The following is a 24,972-nucleotide window of genomic DNA, read 5'->3' as shown; positions in this document are numbered from 1 at the left end:
TTATAAAAAGCAGATGAATAAGGGATTAATTGGTGATGCGAAAATCAGCTTTGTATTTTTCTATGATTCTGGGTTTATTGAGTTCCTCTTTATTTGCTCAGAATAAATTTTTATCTGCCCATGAGTGTATTAAAAATATCGAATCTCATGTCTATGACGGCGGGTTAATCATGGATCAATGTCACATTTCGGATCACGACATCCCCAAAATAGTGACTTTCCTCAATAACCATCCTGAAATAATACGTTTGAGTCTCATCAACAACCAAATTGGCTTCCAAGGCGCAGAAATGCTCTCAAACTTACCACAAATACATTATCTTTTCCTGAATGGAAATCGCATTGGATCCCTTGGAGCTGAAGCTCTAACCAAAAACAATTATTTAATTTATCTTCATTTAGGAGAAAACCATATAGGACCTTATGGGGCTGAAGCATTGGCAACGAATGCATCGGTGAAGTTTCTCCATTTGGATAATAATCCGATAGGCCCCACCGGAGCTAAATTCTTAGCAAAAAATAAATCATTGAAGCATCTTTCATTACAAAACAGCCAAATTGGTGTTGCAGGTGCAAAGGCTATATTGACGAATGAAACCTTAAAAAGTTTGGATATCAGTAATAATTCTATAGGAAATGAAGGAATTGAGTTTATCGACAAAAACAAATCGTTGACCTTGCTTCATTTAAAAGACAATCAAATAGATGCAGAGGGAGTAAGAATCCTTGCTAGAAAGCCTAACTTGCGTTATCTTTTTTTAGATAACAATCCTTTGCAGGATGAAGGACTATTTTTTTTAGCACAATCCGGTTCCTTAGAATGGTTATCTATTGCTGGATGTAATGTAGGCAGTGCCGGCGCTCAATATCTGTCCATTGGCTTAATTCATTTAACGTTACTTAATATTGACAATAATTCGATCGGTGATGAAGGTGCTATGGCGTTGTCGCAATTGAACGCTTTAAAAAACTTATATGCAAACAAAAATGATATTGGGGATGAAGGAGCAAAGTTCCTTGCTAAAGCATTACAGCTGGAGAATCTGGGTTTAAGCCATAATGTAATTGGAGATGATGGGGCATTTGCTTTAGCGGATACGACACACCTTTATACCCTGGATGTTGGATTCAATCAAATCAATCCCGATGGGATACAAGCTTTAAAAAATAACGAGGCCTTTACCTTTTTAAATACGCAAGGAAATCCTGGTGAGGGAAAAAATCGAGTAACCCAAGGGGTTATAGTGCCTTAAAAATGGGTATCGCATCGCGATACCCAGGCTAGATTGAAAGAAGATTATTCGGTGACTATTTGAATGATCGATTCTATGGCATTATCTAAACTTAATTGCTGCATTTCTCCAGTAGCTCGATTTTTATATTCCACGCAATTCTGGTCCATATTTCGTTCACTGACGATGATTCGATGGGGAATGCCTATTAAATCCTGATCTGCAAACAAGACACCAGCCCGCTCATTTCGATCATCAATTAATACGTCAATTCCTCTTTCTTTTAAACGTTCATATAAACCATTCGCTTGTTTTTGAACTTCCTGCGATCGATGCCCATTTAAAGGAATGATGACTACCTGAAAAGGGGCAATATTATTAGGCCAGATTATCCCGTTCTCATCGTGATGTTGCTCAATGGCCGCAGCAACAACGCGAGTAATTCCTAAGCCATAACATCCCATCATCATTGTTTCTAATTGGCCATGTTCATTGATGACTGCGGCATTCATGGCTTTGGCATATTTATCGCCTAACTGGAATACATGGCCCACTTCAATACCGCGGCATGAGCGAAGTACTCCTTTTCCGTCTGGGCTGATATCGCCCTCTTTGACATTGCGCAAGTCGTAATCAAAATATTCTTTAACATCTTTATCCCAAGCAGCATTTTGATAATGTTTGTCCGCCTGGTTTGCACCGCAAATGAATGAGTCCATAGCCAGTGCATGGTGATCAACAATTACAGGAATGGATAAGTGAACAGGACCCAGTGAACCAATGGGTGCATTCAATGCTTTGACAATGGTGTTTTCGTCTATCAATTGAAGGGGGGAGTCTACTAAAGGATGTTTGATTGCCTTGACCTCATTTAGCTCATCATCGCCTCTTAAAACCAATGCCACCATAGGATGTTCTCTGCCTTTGACAATTAAGGTTTTGACAGTCTGATTGCTTTCAACTTTTAAAAATTTTGCTACATCGGCAATTGTTTTTACGTTTGGTGTATCTACAAGGACCATTTCATGACTTGTAGGCGTTGCTTTTTCCGGTTTTAAACTCGTAGCTTGTTCTATATTTGCTGCATAATCTCCTTGATCGCTGTAGAAAATTAAATCTTCTCCTGAATCAGCCAATACTTGAAACTCGTGGGAAGCCGAACCGCCAATAGCGCCCGTATCGGCCTCTACAGCACGGTACTTGAGTCCCAGACGGTCAAATATACGGCAATAAGCCTGATACATCTCTTTGTAGGTCTTTTGCAAGCTTTCCAAACTTAGATGGAAAGAGTAAGCATCTTTCATAATAAATTCACGAGCACGCATCACACCGAAACGTGGCCTTATTTCATCCCGAAATTTGGTTTGGATTTGATAAAAACTGGCAGGTAATTGCTTATAAGATTGCAAATCATGCCGCATGATGTCTGTAATAACTTCTTCGTGGGTAGGACCAAAACAATATTCTCTTCCATTAGCATCTTGCATGGTGAGAAGCAGACCACCAAAAGTCTCCCAGCGACCGGTCTCCTGCCATAATTCTGCAGGTTGAACTGCTGGCATTAGAATTTCCATAGAATGGATGCGGTTCATTTCCTCACGTACTATCTGTTCTACTTTGCGTAAGACTTTTAGACCTAAGGGCATCCAGGTATAAAGACCTGAGCCCAGTTTACGAATCATTCCTGCTCTTAGCATGAGTTGATGGGATACTATTTCCGCATCACTAGGAGTTTCCTTAAGAGTTGCTAAAAACCATTGAGATGCACGCATTTCTGCTCCTGAATTCTGTTATTCTTGATTGGGGAGCATTATACAGGAGTTTCCTATCAAAAACAGATGAATCCTATTATCATTGGGCTATTGCAAGTGCGACTGCAGGCGATGAAAGAATCCCATCCATAATCTTTATGAGTTTTGTTTGGCAGGTGATTCCTTATGGCGGAGAATTACAATGTGAGTAGAACTCGAAATGAATAACGAGTTCTATCTCACAGCCATAAATGAAATGGTTTACGAATGATCAAGAGGTATCTTTGTTTCTTTTAACAAGGAAGTTAATTTAGAAGCCAAGTGTTCATTATTTTTTCCCTCGAGAAGAGTGAGTTCATGTGCATAATTTTTAAAAAGGACTTTACCAGTGTGCACATCGTAAACTGCTCCCACCATGGAGATATCATTTTTCTCGATCATTTGATGTAAAATAGAACTTCGTTCATAAATTTTTTGCATGGTGTTCGCTACGTTCAATTTAGTAACATTGTTGACGAAGGTCGAGTTGTTACTGTTTCTATCCGATTTAGTATATTTTTCTGCATGAATCGCTGGTTTTATCTTGTCCAATAATTCGGTAATGTGGCCTGTTTCAACTCCATCACAGGCAGATGAAATAGCACCACAGCGTGTATGTCCAAGAACAATAATCAGTTTGACACCTACGACATGGCATGCATATTCAATACTGGCCAGGACATCATTGTTGATTACATTACCAGCAACACGCACACAAAAAATATCACCAAAGCTCATGTCGAATATTGTCTCTACTGGAACCCTGGAGTCGATACAACCAACAACGATTGCAATAGGGTGCTGAGTATTTGCTGTATGTTTGATGTCAATTTGATTCGGGCGATGAATGCGAGTGTCATCAAGGAAACGCTGATTCCCTTCATGCAGTATATTGAGCACCTGTGCCGGAGACAAGTTTGACTGCACATCATAAGTCGTCACATTAATAAAATCGATGTAATTATGAATTTCATAATGCTCCTTAAAACCTATCATGTTCAAAGCAATTTTTTTATTTTGGGCTTCTTCTTTAAATTCTTTCAGGAGTTCGATAATTTCCTTGTCAATGTACTGAGTATATCGTGCATCAATGATTAATTGAGATTCCCTGGGTATGGATTCCAATTCAGCAAAAAGAGCGGCTTTATTTAAAAAACTCATTTGTTGTGGCAGTATCAAACGATTTATTTCACCTGTTGGATGCGTTTCTTTGAGGATATCAATTCGTGCCTGACTGTTTGATTTTAAGATATAGAACAAGCTCACAGCCAAACCTATCAAAATACCTGTTAATAAATTAAATGCAATGATACTAATGACAGTGGTTATGAAAGGTATGAAACGATCATAACCTTGGGCGTAAATAGATCGATAAATAGAAGGCTTGTTTAATTTATAACCTGTATAGATCAAAATAGCAGCTAAAGAGGATAAAGGAATTTTATTTAACGCGCCTGGGATTAAGAGCACTGCGAAGCAAATAAAGAATCCATGTAATATTGCTGATATTTTTGTCTTCGAACCAGCCTGAATATTAATTGACGTTCTCACAATCACTGATGTCACAGGTATGCCTCCAATCAAACCGGCTGTGATATTTCCTACGCCCTGAGCAACTAATTCTCTATTTGAGGAAGGATGGCGACGCTTTTTATCCAGTTTTTCTCCTGCTTTCAAATTCAATAAAGTTTCAAGAGAGGCAACAATGGCAATAATAAAAGCATAAAGATAAACTTTAGGATTTGACAAAGCTGCCCAACTTGGATATTCCAATTGGCTGAATAGTTCATTAAAACTTTCGGTTTGTGGAATATTGACCAATTGTGGAGAATTTTGCACTAAGATTGAACCAGTCCAAATGAAAAGTTCATTCAGCAACACACCAAGGATGACAACAAGAATTGGTGCAGGGATTTCTTTGAGGATTTTGTTTTTGGTTAAATCAAAATAAATCAATGTACCTATGGACAATAAGGTAATGAGCATTGCCCCGTAATTGATATGATGATAGAGGGCGAGAATAGGACTTAAACTAATTTCTTCAGTCGTTTCTAATAAATGCGTTTTAAGCTCATTGAAATCTGCCGAAAGAGTAAATGCAAGAGGTAATTGTTTGATAATCAATAAAATGCCGATGGCACACAATAAGCCCTGAACAACATTGGAAGGCACATAGTCTGCAACAAACCCAGCTCTTAAGCTTCCTATAATGACTTGAAGTACACCTGCCAATACCAAGGCAACTAAAAAGGAATTAAAATCACCTATTTGGGCAATAGAGGCCACGACAACAGCAGCCATACCTGCAGCAGGCCCACTGACACTGACATGGGAACCACTGAGGAAGCCTACAACAATTCCTCCCACGACTCCACTGATAATCCCTGAGAGAAGTGGTGCGCCAGAAGCGAGCGCAATACCAAGACATAATGGAATTGCAACAAGAAATACGACTATGGCTGCTACAAAATCAAATTTAAAATAACGTTTCGCATAAATTCGAAATAATCGTGAGTCAACCGCTGTATTTGAAAACATAGACTTTGTTCCTCTATTAACAATGGGTTAAATAAATAGTAAAGAGAAAATAATTTCAATTTTAGATGAAACTGTTGTTTAATGGAACATAATTGTAACAAAAATGTTATTAAAATGTTACTTTTTAGTTAAGAAACGGTGCCTATTATTATCTTTTTGATATATATCGACACATTATGGTTTACATTAAGCGTTTAAGCCATAAAAAAATGAATAAATTGGGAAGAGGTATTTTGTGGTGTTAGGGTGGGAAACTGGAGCTGATGGAATGTTAAGCCCCAGGTTTGAATATTATTCAGATTCTGTGAGAGTAAATTCTTCGGAACTAAAGATTTCCGTTGTATTTTTTGGCTGATTACTAATTAATTCCTGCTCAAGGTTTTTAAAGTTCCACATTTTTTGATCCATGAGTTGGCTCGGTTTGATACTCTGTAAGGCATGAAGAATATTACTGGGTACTTTGGGATTTTCTTCTGCAAGCTGATTGATTAAATGAGTGATCTTTTTACGCATTAAATTATCTTGTGAACCACATAGTGTACAGGGAATAATAGGATAAGATTGTTCCTGAGCAAATGTAATAATGTCTTTTTCCTGCACATAACATAAAGGCCTTATCACGATGTGTTTTTTGTTATCACTCAATAGTTTAGGCGGCATTGATCGAATATCGCCATTATAAAAAATAGACATCATTAAGGTTCGGACTAAATCATCCCGGTGATGTCCTAAAGCGATTTTATTGAATCCGTTTTCCTCAGCATATCTGTAAATGATTCCGCGACGTAAACGTGAACATAATGAACAATAGGTTTTACCCTCCGGTATTTTTTCTTTAACAATGCTGTAGGTATCTCGGGTTAAAATCTCATAAGGAATGGAGCGCTCTGCAAGCCATTGACGTACCGCTGCATCATTCCAACCAGGTTGTGCCTGATCCAAAGTAAAGGAAAAAATGTCAAATTTATTACCCGAACGACGGCGTAATTGATTCAGAATCGTAAGGAGAGTAAAAGAATCTTTACCTCCTGACAAACAAACCATAACCCGATCACCACGTTGGATCATATTAAAATCTGCTATGGCTTTACCTGTATAATGTAATAATTTCTTTTCAATTTGAGAAGGATTGGACATGGTGAACCTGAATGTTAAGTAGTTATTTAGAACCTCTGCTTGCTACTGGTAGCATTCCATGAACTCGTGTTGTTTCCAGCCACGAATTAACCAGTTCAAGATCATTGACATTTAATGTGCCGGCTAAATATTTTAAAGTTAAAACAGCATTAATTAAATTGTATTGATCGCTTGCAAGTTGTGTTTGTGCTTCAAAAAGACGTTGTTGTGCATTGACTACGTCGACCATCACTCGTGTGCCCACTTCAAATTGGGCTTCTGTACTTTCCAGAGAATTTTGTTGGGAAATCACTGTTTGTCGGTCAGCTCTTACTTTACTAATTCCATCAATGATGGTATTAAAGGCTATTCTACTGTTTACGACCACATCGCGATAGGTTTGTTCCACTTGTTCGCTTGTGGCTTGAAAATTATATTTTGCTTGCCGTGTTTGAGAAAGTACCAGTCCTCCCTGGAACGCAGGAAAATTTAGAGCCAATGCCACGCTGGCTTGTTTTTGATTTGCTGGTAAAAAAGGACTGGAAGTATTGACTTCATTTGTTGTTTCACCTGAGTTTCCCTGGATGGCTACAGTAGGCCAATTCCCGGCTGACAATGCCTTCATATTCTGGCGCGCTACTTCAAGATTGTTTTTGGCCGATAATAATTTATAATTTTGCTTTAACCCCGTATCTATCCATTCATCGACATCATTAGGTTCTGGTTTAACCAAAGGAATCTTCCCGTCTCTAAGGGGTGCAAGTTGCTCGTAGACATGGTTGGTTAATTTTCTTAAGTTTTCATTTTGGTTGATTTGGTTATTACGTGATGCGATCACTGTTGCTACAGACTGATCATAAGCGGCTTTCGCTTCATAAACAGAAGTAATGGGATCAAGACCCACTTCAAAACGTTGCTTCGCTTGATCATATTGGCGTTTGTTGGCTCGTTTTTTGGCTTCGGCAAAATTTAAGGTATCTTGTGCAAAAAGAATATCAAAATAGGCTTTAGCAGTTCTAAGGATTAAATCTTGCGCAGAGTCGTTAAAAGCGGCTTGGGCAGCTTTTACCGATGCCCTGGCCTGTTGAACCCTGGCCCAAGCCTGATAATTAAAAATAGCCTGTGACGCTGAAACTTGCCAGTTTCGCGATTTATAATAATCTTCCGTAATCGTAAAAAAACCATCATTTACATGGATGAAATTACGCGATGTTTTGGCCGTAAGCCCTGCCTGGGGGAGCAATGCCGACCAAGCTTGAGGAAGAGCTTCTTTATTCGCCTTATAGGTATCATAGGCATTTTTAAAGATCGGATCATTTTCAAGCGCTTGATGATAGATATCCATTAAATCTGTGGCTGCAAATGCGTGCGGCAATAAACCAAAAGCTAAAAGATAGCAAATCAACAATTTTCTCATGCATCTACATCCTAGAAAACAAATTCTTTTGGCTTTAATTTGTCTATAAGTAAAGGGATATTTGTTTCAAAAAGTAATGAATCATGCCATAGCTCATTATGATCCAGTTCATATAAACGGCCTTGCATTGCTGGGGAATGTCCTTCAATCACAAACAATTTTCCGCCTGGAAGAATTTGCAACCGCAGAGTTTCATTAATTTGTTCTATTGCACCAGTAAACACGACGGTATCGTAGGGAGCGCATTCTAACCAGCCTTGGCTTGCATCCCCTGTAATTAATTCAATATTGTCGCATTGATGTTTTTTTAAGTTATGACCGGCATTGTTGGTAAAATCGGAATAATAATCGACACTAATTACTTTTTTACACAATTTACTAAGTAACGCTGTAAAGAAACCGGTACCTGTGCCTACTTCCAAAACAGTTTCATGTCCTTTTAAATTCAAGGCCTGTAAAATTGTTCCTTCTTCTAAAGGAGTAAGCATGCATTGGCCATGGTTAAGAGGGATTTGCATGTCAGAATATGCAAAATGACTATATTGTTCGGGAACAAATTCGTGACGAGGTACTACATCATATAAATTCAGTATGGATTCGTTTAAAACATCACCAGTGCGAAGTTGTTGCTTGACCATATTAATGCGTGCGCTTTGATAACTCATTTGTTTTACCGTGTTGATGATTTTAGGTTAAGATTGACATTCATTTTTCAAAACTCCAGCTTCGCGATGCGGGGTGATTCCTTAAGTCATTTTAGGGACCTGCACACTGCGAAAACAAGCGTGTTGAAATGAACTGTCACTACACTTTCAAAACTTTGGCACAATCTTAGCAAAAAAATAGCGCATGTGCTAAGAAATAATGTTTGAAACGGGAATTTCATGGTGACTCTGTTTAAAGTTTGATATGATCTGCAATTTTTAATGATAAGCGCTCAGCCCTCAGCAGGAACAGGCGTATTTGGCGCATCTGGCGGTATATTTTCCTACACTATGCTCACATATTCATGTATGCTGCGCCTGATTAGGTAAATTTACTTACAAGGTGTGCTCTTATTCGACTGCTCTACTAATTTTCAAATGGGGGGAGTCAGTAGTAATTACCTGTTTCACTGTCTGAAGTGAGTAAGAGGGGTTACACCTTATTAAATGTAAAGGAGAATGGTGTGCTTGAACAATTTACTGAATATTTAGAAAACGAAATAGAAAAATTAAAAAGTGAAGGCTTGTATAAAGACGAACGGGTAATTTCCAGTCAACAACAAGCCTCAGTGACTGTAAACCATAAAGAAGTCATCAATCTATGCGCGAATAATTATTTAGGTTTGGCCAATGATCCCCAACTCATTGCCGAAGGCCAAAAAGCACTTGCTGAATATGGGTATGGTATGGCTTCAGTTCGTTTTATCTGCGGCACGCAAACCCCTCATAAACAATTAGAACAAAAAATCAGTCATTTTTTGAGCAAAGAAGATACTATATTATATTCCTCCTGTTTTGATGCAAATACTGGATTATTTGAAACTATATTAAGTGAGGAAGATGCGATAATCAGCGATGCTTTAAATCATGCCAGTATTATTGACGGCGTACGCTTGTGTAAAGCTGCGCGTTATCGGTATGCAAATAACGATATGAAAGCTTTAGAAGAACAATTGGTTGCTGCTAAAAATGCTCGTTTTCGTTTGATTGCTACAGACGGCGTGTTCTCAATGGACGGAATTTTAGCGAACCTTCCTGCAATCTGTGATTTGGCAGATAAACATGATGCGATGGTGATGGTTGATGACTCCCATGCTGTCGGTTTTATGGGCGCCAATGGACGCGGAACACCAGAACATTTTGGGGTGGGTGATCGGATAGATATCATAACAGGTACTCTAGGTAAAGCTTTAGGGGGTGCTTCCGGGGGATATACTTCTTCAAACAAGACTTTAATCGAATGGTTGCGTCAACGTTCCAGACCATACTTATTCTCCAATACCTTAGCCCCGGTCATTGCGCACACATCGTGTGTTGTTTTGGATAATTTGATGAAGGACAACCATTTGGCAGAAAAATTAAAACGCAACAGTCGTTATTTCCGTGAAAAAATGACGAAATTAGGTTTTAAATTAATACCTGGAGAGCATCCCATTATTCCAGTGATGCTAGGAGATGCAAGTCTGGCTGGACGTATGTCAAATCGCTTGTTGGAATTAGGAATTTACGTCGTTGGTTTTTCCTACCCTGTAGTTCCTAAGGGCTTAGCGAGAATACGCACTCAAATGTCAGCATCTCATGAATTATACCATTTGGATAAGGCAATAGATGCCTTCGAAGCAGTAGGTAAGGAATTTTCAGTTATTTAGTAAAGTAATCTTTTCTTCGGAGAAGATTTTATACAGAGGTACTTTTATGAAATCATTAGTCAAGGCAAAAAAGGAACCTGGAATATGGATGGAAGAAGTCGCTATACCCGAATATGGCGTTAATGATGTATTAATTAAAGTTAAAAAAACCGCGATTTGTGGTACTGACATTCATATTTTTTCCTGGGATGACTGGGCGCAAGCGACAATTCCCGTACCTATGACTGTAGGGCATGAATTTTATGGTGAAATTGTTGCCATTGGGCAAGAAGTGCAAGGATTACAGGTAGGGCAACGTGTTTCTGGAGAAGGGCATATCACTTGTGGTTTTTGCCGAAATTGCCGAGCCGGTAAGCGCCATCTTTGTCGTAACACCATGGGAGTCGGTGTAAACCGGCCTGGATGCTTCGCAGAATATTTATCCATACCAGCGAGTAATGTTATCGTTCTGCCAGATAATATTACTGATGAACAGGCTTCAATTTTTGATCCTTTTGGAAATGCAACACACTGCGCCTTGGCTTTTGATGTGGTCGGTGAGGATGTATTAATCACTGGAGCTGGTCCTATTGGTATTATGGCTGCTGCGATAGTAAGACATATTGGTGCACGACACGTAGTCATTACTGATATCAATGATTACCGTTTGGATTTAGCCCGTAAAATGGGAGTAACCAAAGCGGTGAATGTAAAATATGAAAAATTATCAGATGTCATGAAAGAACTGGGTATGATTGAAGGTTTTGACGTCGGATTGGAGATGTCGGGTAATCCTATGGCCCTTAATTCAATGATGCAAGCAATGAATCATGGCGGTCATGTGGCCATGTTGGGTATCCCGCCCCAGGAAACAGCCATAGATTGGAATCAGGTGATTTTTAAAGGATTAATCATAAAAGGTATTTATGGTCGTGAAATGTTCGAAACATGGTATAAAATGATTGCAATGTTACAAAGCGGGTTAGATATTTCTCCAGTAATAACGCATCGTTTTTCCGTGGATGATTACCAAAATGCTTTTCAAATTATGGCATCAGGACAATCAGGTAAAGTTATCCTTAATTGGTAGCTTGTCTTAAAATCAATGGAAAATTAAATGAATAATAGAGTTGTAGTCTTTTTCAACCAACATTGCGATAGATAGTAAAAGACCTTATGCGCATCATTCACGAAATTCAGAAATCATGTAAGAATACTGAATTTGTGAATTATCGCCTATGCATAGGAGTAACTTCGCATTATGTATGAAACAGACAACTCAAAAGCCGTGAGCTAAAGACGGTTTTTATAAGACGGAGTAGTTATGTCACAATATATTTTTACCATGAATCGTGTCAGTAAAATTGTTGAAAATCAGCGTTTTATTCTGAAAGATATTTCTTTAAGTTTTTTTCCTGGGGCTAAAATTGGTGTCCTGGGATTGAATGGTTCTGGTAAGTCAACCTTATTGCGTATTATGGCTGGTGTTGATACCCAGTATGAGGGAGAAGCAAGGCCACAACCTGGAATCAACATCGGGTATCTTGAGCAGGAGCCGCAACTGGATTTAAATAAAACTGTTCGGGAAGTTGTTGAAGAAGGCGTCAGTGAAATGAAAGAAAAGCTTGCGCGCTTTGATGAAATCAGCATGCGTTTTGCCGAACCAATGAGCGATGATGAAATGAACAATTTACTTTCTGAGCAAGGTGAGTTGCAAAATGAAATTGAAGCAGGCGGCGGTTGGGACCTGGATAGGAAATTGGATGTTGCTGCAGATGCACTGCGTTTACCTGACTGGGATGCCATTGTAGGAAAACTATCAGGAGGGGAACGTCGCCGGGTGGCCTTATGCCGTTTGCTGCTCTCCAACCCAGATATGTTGTTGCTTGATGAGCCGACCAACCATTTAGATGCTGAATCAGTAGCCTGGTTAGAACATTACCTGGAGAACTTTCCAGGAACAGTGGTCGCGATTACCCATGATCGGTATTTTCTTGATAATGCCGCAGAGTGGATATTAGAACTCGACCGTGGTGAAGGAATACCCTATAAGGGCAACTACTCTTCTTGGCTGGAGCAAAAAGAAGCACGACTGGAAATGGAGCAGAAACAAGAAGATGCCCATATGCGTGCGATGAAAGCAGAGCTAGAATGGGTGCGTACCTCACCTAAAGGCCGTCATGCTAAAAATAAGGCACGTCTTGCCCGCTTTGAGGAAATGAACTCTAAAGAATTTCAAAAGCGTAATGAAACTAATGAAATATACATACCCCCTGGTGAACGCTTGGGTGATCTTGTTCTTGAAGGGGAACAAATTACTAAAGCCTTTGGCGATCGCATTCTAATCGACAAGTTAGACTTCAAACTTCCAAAGGGTGGTATTTTAGGAATAATAGGTCCCAACGGAGCGGGTAAGTCAACATTCTTAAAAATGATTACTGGTCAGGAGCATCCCGATAGCGGAACCATACGAGTTGGTGAAACAGTACAATTGGCTTATGTCGACCAAATGCGCGACGAATTAAATCCGAATAAGACAGTATGGGAAGAAATTTCAGATGGACACGATATTATGCAAGTAGGCAGCTTCCAAATGCCTTCGCGTGCTTATGTGGGTCGTTTTAATTTCAAAGGTGCGGATCAACAAAAGAAAATGGCGCAATTATCGGGAGGGGAGCGTAACCGGGTTCATTTGGCGAAGTTACTCAAAAGTGGTGGCAATGTGTTGTTATTAGACGAGCCAAGTAATGATTTAGATGTGGAAACATTACGCGCTTTGGAAGACGCCATTCTAAATTTTCCTGGCTGTGTTGTGGTCATTTCCCACGATCGCTGGTTTTTGGATAGAGTTTGTACACACTTAATGGCCTTTGAAGGTGATTCACAAATAACTTTCATAGAAGGAAATTATAGTGATTATGAGGCTGATAGAAAACGCCGTTTGGGTGATGCCGCAGATAGACCATCACGAATTAAGTATAGAAAATTAGACTCCTAAAGGGCATAAATGGCGCAATGAGATAGATGGAATGAAAAAAGGCAGAGAGATACTTCTTATTTCTTTCCAGTTTTATCATTTACTAAAGCAGGATATGGTGTCGCATTGTTTCATTCTGCAATGATAGGTTTTAATTAAGCGGAGATAAAATTTAAATGAAAAAGCTGTTTTGGGCGGGTTTGTTACTTTGTATTGGAGGGCTAACATCCTGTGTTGATAATGATCCATCTACTTTAATTACGGATGATGCAGGCTATGTACACCGAACCATCCATTATACAAAAGATAAAAGAGGACGAAACTATTTCCCTCAAAAAATTAAGCCAACCGGTGAGAAACTCTTTATTTTTGATCCTAAGGCTTCCGCATGGGCTGCTTATGACGAAGAAGGCAACCGCTTATTAACAGGTGGTGGTTCGGCAGGTACCGATGTATGCGAGGAAAATACAAATCAATCATGCAGGACCGTCACAGGTACTTTTAAAGTTTATAATCGTAGAGGGGCTGACTGTAAATCCGGCGAGTATCCAGTAGATAAGAAAGGTGGCGCAAAAATGCCTTATTGCACGTATTTTTATCAAGGGTATACGATTCATGCTGCCTTTGAGGTTCCAGAACACCCATCGAGCCATGGATGTGTACGGATTTTCCCAAGTGCTGCTAAATGGTTAAGTGAAAACTTCTTCCATATTGGTACAAAGGTCATCGTATTAGAATATCCAAATTCTGTAGATACCACAAAACCTGCAGGTATACCTTCCTAAAAATCTGAGTTTGTTCGTCGGTTCAAGGATGATGCACACTGAACACCCAGACCCCGCGGACAAGCCGCGGGGCGTAGGATCCATATGTAGCGGGGCGTAGGATCCATATGTAGCCCGGGCGTAAGATCCATAGGTGGCGGAGCATAAACATCCATAGGTGGCGGAGCATAAACATCCATAGGTGGCAGAGCATAACATCCATAGGTCGGCATCAGACTGTACAAGAAAAATTTGCTCTAATATATCTTGGCATTTGCAGGATTTTCCCAAGTGCTGCTAAATGGTTAAGTGAAAACTTCTTCCAAAGGTCATCTTATTAGAATATCCAAATTTTGTAGATACCACAAAACCTGCAGGTATACCTTTCTAAAAATCTGAATTTGTTCGTCGGTTCAAGGATGATGTACACTGAACATCCAGACCCCGCGGACAAGCCGCGGGGCGTAGGATCCATATGTAGCCGCGTAAGATCCATATGTAGGCCGGGCGTAAGATCCATAGGTGGCCTGGCGTAAGATCCATAGGTGGCCTGGCGTAAGATCCATAGGTGGCCTGGGCGTAAGATCCATAGGTGGCGGGGCGTAGGATCCATAGGTGGCGGGGCGTAGGATCCATAGGTGGCGGGGCGTAGGATCCATAGGTGGGCGGAGCATAACATCCATAGGTGGCGTGGCGGGGCGTAGGATCTATAGGTGGCGGGGCGTAGGATCCATAGGTGGGCGGAGCATAGCATCCATAGGTGGCGGGGCGTAGGATCTATAGGTGGCGGAGCATAACATCCATAGGTGGCGGGGCGTAGGATCTATAGGTGGCGGAGCATAACATCCATAGGTGGCGGGGCGTAGGATCTAATAGGTGGCGGAGCATAACATCCATAGGTCGGCATCAGATTGCACAAGAAAAATTTGCTCCGAAATGCCGTTGCATTTCCGGGGCATAGTATCCATAGGTTGCATGAGATTACACGAAAAAAAACTTTTCTCTACTAACGTCCCGCGGCTTGTCCGCGGGATCCAGCAAATACAATAAGCATTAAAACCCTCTGAAACAAAACCGCGAGATATTTACAGGGAAACAAATCTTTTACCCAGATAATGAATACCCAGATTTTGCTCTCGCTAAAACTGGGTATTCGAAGATGCAGCTGAGGACAGTTCCTGAAACTAGTGAGTAGGAGCAGGTTGTCCCGGTGTTGATGGCGTCGTAGTAGCGGGTGCGCCCGGAGAGGTTGTGGGTGTAGTGGTTGTTGGGGTTGATGGTCCAGTCGTCGTAGTTGTTGTGGTAGCATTTGACGGAGTTGTCGTTTCAATATTCGGGTTCATGACTGTAGCTGCATTAGGGTTATAATCTGCAGGCAGCTTTTGAGTTACCGTTCCTCTAGGAGCAGCAATCATTTGACTGATGCCTAGGTCTCCAGTAATTTTTCTGCCAATGGTTAAGTCCACACTAAGGAGTTGAGTCACTTTTTCTTTATCATTTTGATAAACAACTTGTAAAGGTAAGTTAAGTTTCCATTGATTTTCTTTTGCTTCGGTGATGACAACTTGCCCGTCAACTTGACTGCTTACTGTTAATTTCTGTGATTTAATCGCTTCTAAATTACCTGATTTTTGTAATGCCGTATTGAATCCAGTCCATCCCTGCTCAGTGAAACACGCTTGTAATTTTTGTAATTGTGCATCTAAATTTTTTGAGTCAAATTCAAATGCCTGGGTTACGGCTTTTGATGCCCATTTCAAAACTATTGATTGGTCAATCGTTTTGGTTTCTGGCGGAATTTTATATTCACAGTTGATGGGTGCTGTTGGCGCTGTTGCAGGATTTACCGGAGGAATTGTTTGACCCGGAGGTGTTGTTTTTGGAGGAGTTTGTTGCATCGCATTGGGGGGCTGAGAAGAAGGTGTTGTTCCTGGCTGATTGGCGGCAGCATGTACTTGAGTTCCAGCAAGTGTAAAAAGGACACTCCAAAGTAATGTGTTCTTCATGAAATAAACTCCTTTATAAAGTATGCAGCAATTCTGCGATGATAAGGGCCGCCAGTCTAGCAGTTTTTTCTTCTTGATCCAAAGGCGGAGACAGTTCAGCGACATCAAAACTAACTACTTTGCCACTTTGAATTATGTATTTCAAGAGTGGTAAAATTTGCCAGGGTGTCAATCCCAAGGGTTGTGGTGCACTAACTCCTGGGGCAAATGATTCTGCCAATACATCCAAACAGAGCGTGAGATAAATGTGATCCAAATTCAGCATAAAATCATCAAGGAATGCTAAATGCCAGGCTGGGTTGTTCGCATAAAGATCTTCTGCAGTAAGATAATTGACATGAAGAGCTTCAGCACGTTCAAACAGTGATGGAGTATTCCCCATTTTTTGTATGCCAATGCAACAATACTGAAAAGACTGATTGTTCTCATGGCAGTATTCGGCAATCTGTGAAAATGGGGTACCTGAAGTACCAGGTTGATTTTTTTGATGCGGTCTTAAATCAAAATGTGCATCAAAATTTATGATTCCTATTTTACTATAGTGAGGCGCCAAGCCTTGATAATGTGCCCAGGCTATTTCATGCCCCCCGCCCAAAGCTACTGTTTGATGGCCTTGCTGATGACAGAAACTAATTAAATTGGCAAATTGCGATTGAGCAATTTCCAATTCATCTTCTTCACAAAAAATGGTCCCTAGATCAAATATTGGTGTTTCTATGGTGCAAGGTAGTTTAGCCAGTTGCGTTTTAATGTGGTCTGGTCCTAATTTGGCTCCAGGTCTTCCCATATTCCGACGCACTCCAGCATCACTTGCAAAACTTAGAAGAACCGTTTTTTTCTCTTTAGTAATGAGATCAGTTTGGTTTGCAGGAAAAATAATTTTTTGAAAGAACCGCTCTGGGTTTACCGTATCTTTTCTACCTTGCCAAAGAGAGGGGTTGGCGCGTTGGTAATTGGAAAAATGCTCAAACATGAATTCTCCCTTTGTTTCATTCTCAAAAAGCTTTAATCCAATTAAAATAGCGCATTTATGGCTACTTTGCAGTAATTTGACCTGTATATCCGCAATTTATTATTCTCATTCCATTTTATATCGCAATCGCTGGCCATAAAATTATGCCAAGTTTGTTCAATGTCTGCTATTATCTGCGCATCACTTTTGAAGAGTAAGAGGGTATTGTGATTGTTATTACTGGTGGAGGAAGTGGGATTGGAAGATCACTAGCTGTTTCTTTGTCCCAACGAAATCAATCCATCTTAATCGTAGGCCGCCGAGAGAGTGTATTGCAAGAAACTGCCGCACTATCGCCCAGAATTCAATATATTTGTGCCGATGTATCCACACAAGAAGGCTTAGACTCCATTAAACACCATTTGAAAGATGTGCCGCATATCAGTGCTTTAGTCAATAATGCAGGTACTTTAGATCCCCTGGTTCCCATTAGAAAGGTTAAGATTGAAGCTTGGAACCATGCCTTGCAGACCAATTTAAATGCGGCTCTTTTTCTCACCCAGATGCTTTATGATAAATTGACACTTGGACGGGTCTTAAATATAGGGTCTGGAGCGGCTTATTTTCCTATTAGAGGTTGGACTGCATATTGCGTTTCCAAAGCAGCTTTATCCATGCTGACGCGATGTTGGCAGCTGGAATCCAAATCAGTTGCTTTTGCCAGTGCCATGCCGGGCATAACCGATACCACAATGCAAGTTATTGCGCGAAGTAAAGCCAATCCAGATTATGAAAAAATTGATTATTATAATCGTTTGAAAAATGAGAACCGCTTGGTTTCTCCGGATACTGTCGCTGAATTTCTGACTTGGCTTTTATTGGATTTAGATAAGTCAACTTATCAATCAAAAGAATGGGATATCTATGATACCAAACATCATAATGCCTGGCTTAAACCTCCTCATCAAGTTCTTCATTGGGATATCTAATGTCTGCTTGTGACAAATTATTATTAAATGCAACGACCATTGATGCTCAGGGTAATGAGCGGACACAGCAGGCAATAGCGATTAAAAATGATCGGATTGTTTGGTGTGGCGATCTAGAGCAAATTCCTATGCACTTTAATACAGCAGAAAATAAAGAAGATTGCCGGGGGCAGTTAATCACTCCTGGCCTTATTGATTGTCATACTCATTTAGTTTATGCCGGAAACCGCGCAACCGAATTTCAAATGAAATTGGCTGGAATGAGTTATGCTGATATTGCCAAAAAGGGCGGTGGCATACTATCCACAGTAAACCTGACCCGAGCTGCCTCTGAAGAGGAATTGACGCAACAATCACTTCCGCGAATTTTAGCTTTACGAGCTGATGGTGTAACCACAGTCGAAATCAAATCTGGTTATGGATTAGATTCAAAGAGCGAAATGAAAATGCTCCGCGTTGCAAAACATTTAGGTGAGCTTACGGGATTAAGGGTGCAAAAAACCTTTCTTGGCGCCCACGCGATAGGCCCGGAGTTTCAGGGTAATTCCCAGGCTTATATTGATGTTCTTTGTGACGAGATGCTTCCTGCATTATGTGAAGAAAATTTGGTGGATGCAGTCGATGTTTTTTGCGAATCAATCGCATTTTCACTCAAACAGACAGAGCAAGTTTTTCATGCGGCACGCAAATTAAATTTACCGATAAAATGTCATGCAGAACAATTATCCAATCTTGGAGCAAGTAAACTTTCGGCAGCCCTTGGCGCTCTATCGTGCGATCACTTGGAATTTTTAGATGAAAAGTCCGCGTATGCCATGGCTGAAGCAAAAACTGTTGCTGTTTTGCTTCCTGGTGCTTACTACTTTTTACGCGAAAAACAAAAGCCCCCCATCGAGTTACTGAGAGAAGCTGGAGTAGATATGGCAGTAGCTACAGATTGTAACCCAGGCTCCTCGCCCACTACGTCAATACGATTGATGATGAGTATGGCTTGTCAATTTTTTTCTCTCACGGTACCTGAAGCTTTAATGGGCGTTACCTCACACGCAGCCAAAGCATTGGGTTTGCAACATGAAACAGGAACTATTGCTGAGGGTAAGAAAGCTGATTTGATATTATGGTCTGTTAGTGACAGTGCTGCTCTATGTTATTATTTTGCCTATCCCATACCGCATCGGATGATGATCGCAGGGGAGTGGGTATCTACACGGGATAATTACTAGGAATACAATATGTTAAAACTACTGAAAACGATTTTTTCTATTTTTTTAATCGTCGCTTCTTTCTCTGTTTGGGCTATTAATCCCACATCCATTAAGAAAGAAACCCCAGTATATGTGATTGATGTGAAATACCCCCAAGGATTTAAGGATGTTCGCATCAATGCAGCAGTACAAGATTTCATCGAAAAAACTAAAAAAAACTTTTTTAAAGAAATTGATGCGGATACGGATGTTCCAGCAGGTCTCCCGGGAAAATCAGGTTTGAATATCACTTACTCTTTACCTTTTAAATCAAAGAGTGTTTATAGTGTTTTGTTTCAAATATCCATATATCATCGAGGGGCAGCGCATCCTTCCAATACAGTGGTGGTATTGAATTTCATCAATGGCCATCAGGTAAACTTATCTGATTTATTTCGTCCGGAACTGAACTATTTACAACCCATTGCCGATTTTTGCAGAAAAAAAATGACTGATAAAAATTTTTCAGATAAGAAATGGATGGAAGAAGGTACGAAACCTACTGAAAAGAACTATAGAAACTGGTCTTTTGCACCCAATGGAATCCATGTTATTTTTGATACTTATCAAGTGGCTGCATATGTTTATGGCCCACAAACCGTTGAAATTCCTTTGTCACAAATATCTACTCTCGTAAAACCAGAAATAATGCATACTGTTTGGGGTCGTTAATGGCTGATATTCCTTTTATACCTGCCGACAAAAAGGTCGCTGAACTTACATTTCGAGTGGTAATTCTTGCCATTTTATTGACCGTCTTGTTGGCGATGTCGAATGCTTATCTCGCCTTAAAATTGGGGATTTTAACCTCTGCATCCATACCGGCTGCAATTATCTCCATGGGTATTTTACGCTTTTTTAAAAACTCAACCATTTTAGAAAACAATGCAGTCCAAACAGCAGCTTCTGCCGGTGAGGCCGTAGCTGGAGGAATTGTTTACACCATTCCTGCATTAATCATTATTGGTTTTTGGAACCATTTTGATTACTTAACTAATTTCTTTATTGCATTTTGTGGTGGCGTTTTAGGGGTATTATTCTCCATCCCTTTACGCCGTATCCTGGTACATGATCGGTCATTAAAATTTCCAGAAGGCACAGCAATTGCGGAAGTATTAAAATCCTCTGTTGAGAAAAATGGACTTAAGGATATATTACTTGGAGGCGCAGTAGGGGCGGGGCTCGAATTATTACAAACAGGGTTTAAAGTGATTGCCAACAGTTGGGGTTACTGGTTTGTGGTCAAACGTTCCTTATTTGGAATAGGGGCAGGATTTTCCGCAACCATGATCGGAGCAGGCTATCTTGTTGGCTTTGATATGGCATTCAGTATTTTTCTAGGGGCTGTCATTTCCTGGTTAATCGCAATGCCCCTCGTTAGTCTTTATTTCCCAGAATTTCTAAATCATAATCCGGAACAAGCTGCATCCTTATTATGGAACAGTGAAATGCGCTATTTAGGAATTGGGGCTATGTTATTTGCAGGAGTTTGGACTTTCTTAAAATTAGTGAAACCCCTGTCCAGAAGCATACAAAATTCACTTACGACTTATATGGCCAAAGGTAGGGCTGATACGCGATTACCCCGAATAGATAAAGACATTCCATTGCCCTATATTTTAATTGGAACTGGGGCTTTTGCGGCAATTTTATTTCTTTTTTTTCAATTGGTACTTCCTTTAGGACAAGTGGGATTGGACAATGAGTATTCACCTTCCATCGTTTTTCTTGCTGTACTCTATGTCTTATTTATTGGTTTTATTTTTTCAGTCATTACAGCTTATTTTTCAGGAATGGTGGGTGTGACAGCAAGCCCAGGCAGCTCCGTAGTGATTTCAGGAATGCTTTTTGCCGCATGGCTTTTGTTAATTGCCATTGACCACTTTTTGCCATTACCCCTCAGTCCCCAGCAAATTCAAGCAGCAGAAGCGATTACCATTATCATTGGATCTGTAGTGACAGGAATTGCAGCTATTGCCAATGATAACACCCAAGATCTTAAAGTAGGGCAGCTTGTTGGTGCGACTCCATGGAAACAACAATTGATGCTATTGCTGGGTGTAGTCATTTCTTCTCTAGTTATTCCTCCAGTGATGCAGCTGTTATTCAATGTGTATGGAATTGCGGGAGTAATGCCTCATGCAGGTATGGATGTTACCCAGTCATTACCAGCCCCTACTGCTGCTTTAATGGCTGCAATCACCGAGGCAGTTTTCAGGAATTCATTACCTTGGACTATGATGTTCATTGGATCGGCAATTATTTTGGTCACTTTATTTATCAATTATTTTTTCCAATTGAAACGTTTTATTAATTTTTCAATTTTAGGGATTGCAATTGGGATGTACTTACCTCTTTCCTCATCTTTTCCACTATTTATCGGGGGTATTATTGCCTTATTGGTTAGAAAACGATTGAAGAAAACATATCCGATTAAAGAGGATGCAATCATTCATAAACAAAAAGGAACTTTAATTGCTTGCGGTTTGGTTGCTGGGTCTGCAATCATGGATGTATTGCTCGCTATTCCCTTTTCCATTTTTCAAAGTCCAGACGCTTTGCAACTCGTGGGACCTGGATGGAAGAATACAGGGGCTTATTTTGGGGTTATCACCACACTGTTGTTAGCATGGTGGATTTATCATCGGGTCGTTGGAAAAGATGATTCAGCTGTTTAATCAACTCGGCTCCCGACATGATCAACCGAACACTTGTTTGGATGGAATGGCTTAAGGTGCATAACAACAGATCTAATTAGCTGTTTATTCCCCGCGGCTTGTCCGCGGGATTTAGAACTAGTAGGAAGGGGATTTAAAGAGATTCAACTCGAATTTTATGTTGCATCAGCTTTTCTTTAGTCTGCTGGGCCTGGGCTAATTTTTCTCTTTCTTTGGCAATAATTTCAATAGGCGCTTTATCAGTAAATTTAGGATTATTTAATTTACCCTCAGCCAGACTGATGTCTTTATCTAATTTGGCCATTTCTTTAGACAAACGAGCTAATTCTGCTTCTTTATCAATTAAATCAGCCATGGGAAGCAGCAATTCAATTTCGCCTAACACAGCGGTTGCCGACACAGGAACTTTTTCTTCCGCTCCCAAAAAGTGAATTTGACTGAGTTTACTCAGTGCTTTTAGGGTATGTTGGTATTTTTCAACCCTATCTTTGAGCATGGACGTACTATTTCGAATGTATAGTGGAATCAGTTTCGCGGGTGAGATAGACATTTCACTACGAATCGTACGTACTGCTTGTATCGCTGATTTTACCCATTCCAGCTCTTCTTCAATGGTACTATTGATAAACTCTTGATTCACCTGAGGATAAGCACTCACCATGATGCTTGAGCCATCCTCACTGGTTAGTTTCGTGGTTCGCTGCCAAATTTCCTCTGTAATGAAAGGCATTAAAGGGTGCAGCAGTTTAAGAATTTGATCCAAAACATGAATTAAGGTTCTTCGAGTGCCTCTTTTTAATGCACTCAATGCGTGTTCATCTTGTAGAATCGGCTTGGATAGTTCCAAATACCAGTCACAATATTCATGCCAAACAAACTCATAAATCGTATTGGATAATAAATCGAACCGATAGGTTTCAAAATAATGATGAACTTTACTGATGATGTGTTGTAACCTTGATAAGATCCATTGATCGGCTGGAGTATATTGAAAGGCGCCGTCATCAAATTCAATTTGCTCTTCATTAGTATTCAGCATGACATACCGTGCAGCATTCCACAATTTATTACAAAAATTGCGATAGCCCTCAACTCGCCCTATATCAAACCGCACATTACGGCCGGTGGATGCAAGGGAACAATAGGTAAAGCGAAGTGCATCTGTACCATATGCGCTAATGCCTTCAGGAAATTCCTTACGGGTATTTTTAATAATTTTGTCCCGCACAGATTGCAGCATTAAATTAGAAGTGCGTTTTGCAATCAGGGATTCGAGATCAATTCCATCCACTATATCCAATGGATCAAGCACGTTTCCCTTGGATTTTGACATTTTATGTCCTTCACTGTCACGGATTAAGCCGGTAATGAACACTTCTTTGAAAGGAATTTTTCCAGTAAATTTTAAACCCATCATAATCATCCGGGCTACCCAGAAAAAGATGATATCAAATCCCGTAACAAGAACTGAAGTGGGGTAGAATTGTTCTAATTCAGGCGTTCTCTCAGGCCAACCTAAAGTTGAAAAAGGCCAGAGCGCTGAAGAAAACCAGGTATCAAGGACATCTTCATCTTGTTTTAGTACTGTTGCGTCTTTAATCTGATATTTAAAACGTACATCATTTTCACTGTACCCTACATAGACGTTACCATTGCTGTCATACCATGCAGGTATACGGTGCCCCCACCATAGTTGACGGCTGATACACCAATCTTCAATGTTATCCATCCATTGAAAATAGGTTTTGCTCCAAGTTTCAGGAATAAAACGGATCTCGCCATTTTTTACAGCCGCGATTGCGGGTTCAGCCAGTGGTTGTGTTTTGACATACCATTGATCCGTGAGCAGCGGCTCAATAACCACATGGGATTTTTCACCGCGAGGTACTTTTAATTTATGGGGCTCTGTTTTAACCAGGAAGCCTGCATCCTCGAGATCTTTAACAATTTGTTCCCGAGCAATAAATCGATCCATGCCTTGATACTTTAAAGGCGCATTTTTATTGATTGAAGCTTTTTTAGTTAAGATGTTGATCACCGGTAGCTGATGACGTTTGCCTACTTCATGATCATTAAAATCATGAGCTGGAGTAATTTTAACACAGCCGCTCCCAAATTCTTTATCCACATATTCATCAGCAATGATAGGAATAGTTCGGTCGCAAAGCGGGAGTTGAACATATTGACCAATAAGATGTTTGAAGCGTGGGTCTTCAGGATGTACAGCAACTGCTGTATCCCCTAACATGGTTTCTGGACGTGTCGTAGCAACGATAAGCGACTCGTTGGAATTAACAACAGGGTAGCGGATATGCCAAAGAAAACCATCTTCTTCTTCAGAAAGCACTTCAAGATCTGATACGGCAGTACCTAATTTAGGATCCCAATTCACCAAACGGGTACCCCGATAAATAAGGCCTTCATCATAAAGTTGTACAAATACTTTTTGCACAGCCGCTGATAAGCCCTCATCCATAGTGAATCGTTCACGGCTCCAGTCTACCGAAGCACCCAGACGGCGCATTTGTTGGGTAATTGTATTACCTGACTCATTTTTCCATTGCCACACCCGCTCTAAAAATTCCTCACGGCTCATATCTTTACGGGTAATACCTGTTGCTTCAAGTTGCCGCTCTACTACAAGTTGCGTGGATATACCTGCGTGATCAGTACCTGGTTGCCATAAGGTCTTATTACCAAGCATTCGATGGTAACGAGTCAAAGCATCCATAATCGTATGTTGAAAGCCATGACCCATGTGCAAACTACCGGTGACATTCGGTGGAGGAAGCATGATGCAATATCTTTTTCCATCACCATGAGGTTGGAAATAATGATGATTTTCCCAATTTTTATAGCATTCTTTCTCAATTGCTTCAGGGGAATAGACTTTATCCATGATTAAACCTGTACTGATAAAAGCGAAATGGTACCATA

17 protein-coding genes are annotated in these 24,972 nt (G+C 40.3%); 9 read left to right on the top strand and 8 right to left on the bottom strand.

What is annotated here, in order from left to right:
• Positions 1-35 precede the first annotated feature (35 nt).
• Positions 36-1,253 carry a leucine-rich repeat domain-containing protein gene (locus BU07_RS0116440; RefSeq protein ID WP_242601918.1) on the top strand — a complete coding sequence of 406 codons (1,218 nt, stop codon included), beginning with the start codon at positions 36-38 and terminating at the stop codon, positions 1,251-1,253.
• Between the two features lie 44 nt (positions 1,254-1,297).
• Here BU07_RS0116440 and BU07_RS0116435 read toward each other — a convergent pair whose 3' ends face one another.
• The 5 genes from BU07_RS0116435 to BU07_RS0116410 form a co-directional block, all read right to left on the bottom strand.
• Positions 1,298-3,004, bottom strand: coding sequence for a proline--tRNA ligase (locus BU07_RS0116435; RefSeq protein ID WP_031567983.1), 1,707 nt, complete (start codon positions 3,002-3,004; stop codon positions 1,298-1,300).
• A gap of 240 nt (positions 3,005-3,244) precedes the next feature.
• Positions 3,245-5,560 (bottom strand): bifunctional SulP family inorganic anion transporter/carbonic anhydrase, encoded by a 2,316-nt coding sequence (locus tag BU07_RS0116425; protein ID WP_031567980.1) that lies wholly within the window; start codon positions 5,558-5,560, stop codon positions 3,245-3,247.
• Between the two features lie 291 nt (positions 5,561-5,851).
• Positions 5,852-6,697 (bottom strand): tRNA 2-thiocytidine(32) synthetase TtcA, encoded by an 846-nt coding sequence (ttcA, locus tag BU07_RS0116420; protein ID WP_031567978.1) that lies wholly within the window; start codon positions 6,695-6,697, stop codon positions 5,852-5,854.
• A 22-nt stretch (positions 6,698-6,719) separates the two neighbouring features.
• On the bottom strand, positions 6,720-8,093 hold the full coding sequence (locus BU07_RS0116415; protein WP_031567976.1) for a TolC family outer membrane protein: 1,374 nt from the start codon (positions 8,091-8,093) through the stop codon (positions 6,720-6,722).
• An 11-nt stretch (positions 8,094-8,104) separates the two neighbouring features.
• Complete coding sequence (locus BU07_RS0116410) at positions 8,105-8,758, bottom strand: protein-L-isoaspartate O-methyltransferase family protein (protein WP_031567974.1); 654 nt, start codon at positions 8,756-8,758, stop codon at positions 8,105-8,107.
• 503 nt (positions 8,759-9,261) lie between these two features.
• Here BU07_RS0116410 and BU07_RS0116405 point away from each other — a divergent pair.
• The 4 genes from BU07_RS0116405 to BU07_RS0116390 all read left to right on the top strand — a co-directional run bounded on the left by BU07_RS0116405 (position 9,262) and on the right by BU07_RS0116390 (position 14,187).
• Entirely contained in the window at positions 9,262-10,446 is a 1,185-nt protein-coding gene (locus BU07_RS0116405) for a glycine C-acetyltransferase (protein ID WP_031567972.1), read from the top strand.
• 46 nt (positions 10,447-10,492) lie between these two features.
• Entirely contained in the window at positions 10,493-11,515 is a 1,023-nt protein-coding gene (tdh, locus tag BU07_RS0116400) for an L-threonine 3-dehydrogenase (protein ID WP_031567970.1), read from the top strand.
• Positions 11,516-11,749: 234 nt separating this feature from the next.
• A complete protein-coding gene (gene ettA, locus BU07_RS0116395) occupies positions 11,750-13,423 on the top strand; it encodes an energy-dependent translational throttle protein EttA (protein ID WP_031567969.1) in 1,674 nt (557 codons plus the stop codon).
• 155 nt (positions 13,424-13,578) lie between these two features.
• Positions 13,579-14,187: a L,D-transpeptidase gene (locus tag BU07_RS0116390; RefSeq protein WP_031567967.1), complete on the top strand. Its 609-nt coding sequence runs from the start codon at positions 13,579-13,581 to the stop codon at positions 14,185-14,187.
• A gap of 1,163 nt (positions 14,188-15,350) precedes the next feature.
• Here BU07_RS0116390 and BU07_RS0116385 read toward each other — a convergent pair.
• On the bottom strand, positions 15,351-16,172 hold the full coding sequence (locus BU07_RS0116385; protein ID WP_031567965.1) for a DotI/IcmL/TraM family protein: 822 nt from the start codon (positions 16,170-16,172) through the stop codon (positions 15,351-15,353).
• Positions 16,173-16,185: 13 nt separating this feature from the next.
• A complete protein-coding gene (hutG, locus tag BU07_RS0116380) occupies positions 16,186-17,145 on the bottom strand; it encodes a formimidoylglutamase (protein ID WP_031567964.1) in 960 nt (319 codons plus the stop codon).
• Positions 17,146-17,351: 206 nt separating this feature from the next.
• Between hutG and BU07_RS0116375 the strand changes: the two genes are divergently transcribed.
• From BU07_RS0116375 to BU07_RS0116360, 4 genes are read left to right on the top strand one after another with little or no spacing between them, the layout of a single operon-like run.
• The gene (locus BU07_RS0116375) at positions 17,352-18,113 is read left to right on the top strand and encodes an SDR family NAD(P)-dependent oxidoreductase (RefSeq protein ID WP_031567962.1); all 762 of its coding nucleotides are present in this window, start codon (positions 17,352-17,354) and stop codon (positions 18,111-18,113) included.
• Positions 18,113-19,336, top strand: coding sequence for an imidazolonepropionase (gene hutI, locus BU07_RS0116370; RefSeq protein ID WP_031567960.1), 1,224 nt, complete (start codon positions 18,113-18,115; stop codon positions 19,334-19,336). Before BU07_RS0116375 ends, hutI begins: the two co-directional genes overlap by 1 nt.
• 9 nt (positions 19,337-19,345) lie before the next feature.
• Positions 19,346-20,029 carry an RsiV family protein gene (locus tag BU07_RS0116365; protein ID WP_031567958.1) on the top strand — a complete coding sequence of 228 codons (684 nt, stop codon included), beginning with the start codon at positions 19,346-19,348 and terminating at the stop codon, positions 20,027-20,029.
• Positions 20,029-22,035: an OPT family oligopeptide transporter gene (locus tag BU07_RS0116360; RefSeq protein ID WP_031567956.1), complete on the top strand. Its 2,007-nt coding sequence runs from the start codon at positions 20,029-20,031 to the stop codon at positions 22,033-22,035. Before BU07_RS0116365 ends, BU07_RS0116360 begins: the two co-directional genes overlap by 1 nt.
• Positions 22,036-22,168: 133 nt before the next feature.
• Here the strand turns inward: BU07_RS0116360 and BU07_RS0116355 are convergent, their stop codons facing one another.
• On the bottom strand, positions 22,169-24,934 hold the full coding sequence (locus BU07_RS0116355; protein WP_031567955.1) for a valine--tRNA ligase: 2,766 nt from the start codon (positions 24,932-24,934) through the stop codon (positions 22,169-22,171).
• Positions 24,935-24,972: the final 38 nt, after the last annotated feature.

The organism is Legionella wadsworthii DSM 21896 = ATCC 33877, from assembly GCF_000701265.1.
In the GTDB taxonomy this organism is placed as follows: domain Bacteria; phylum Pseudomonadota; class Gammaproteobacteria; order Legionellales; family Legionellaceae; genus Legionella; species Legionella wadsworthii.
The sequence above is the reverse complement of the archived record's forward strand: the minus strand, read 5'-3'. Positions and strand labels throughout refer to the sequence as shown.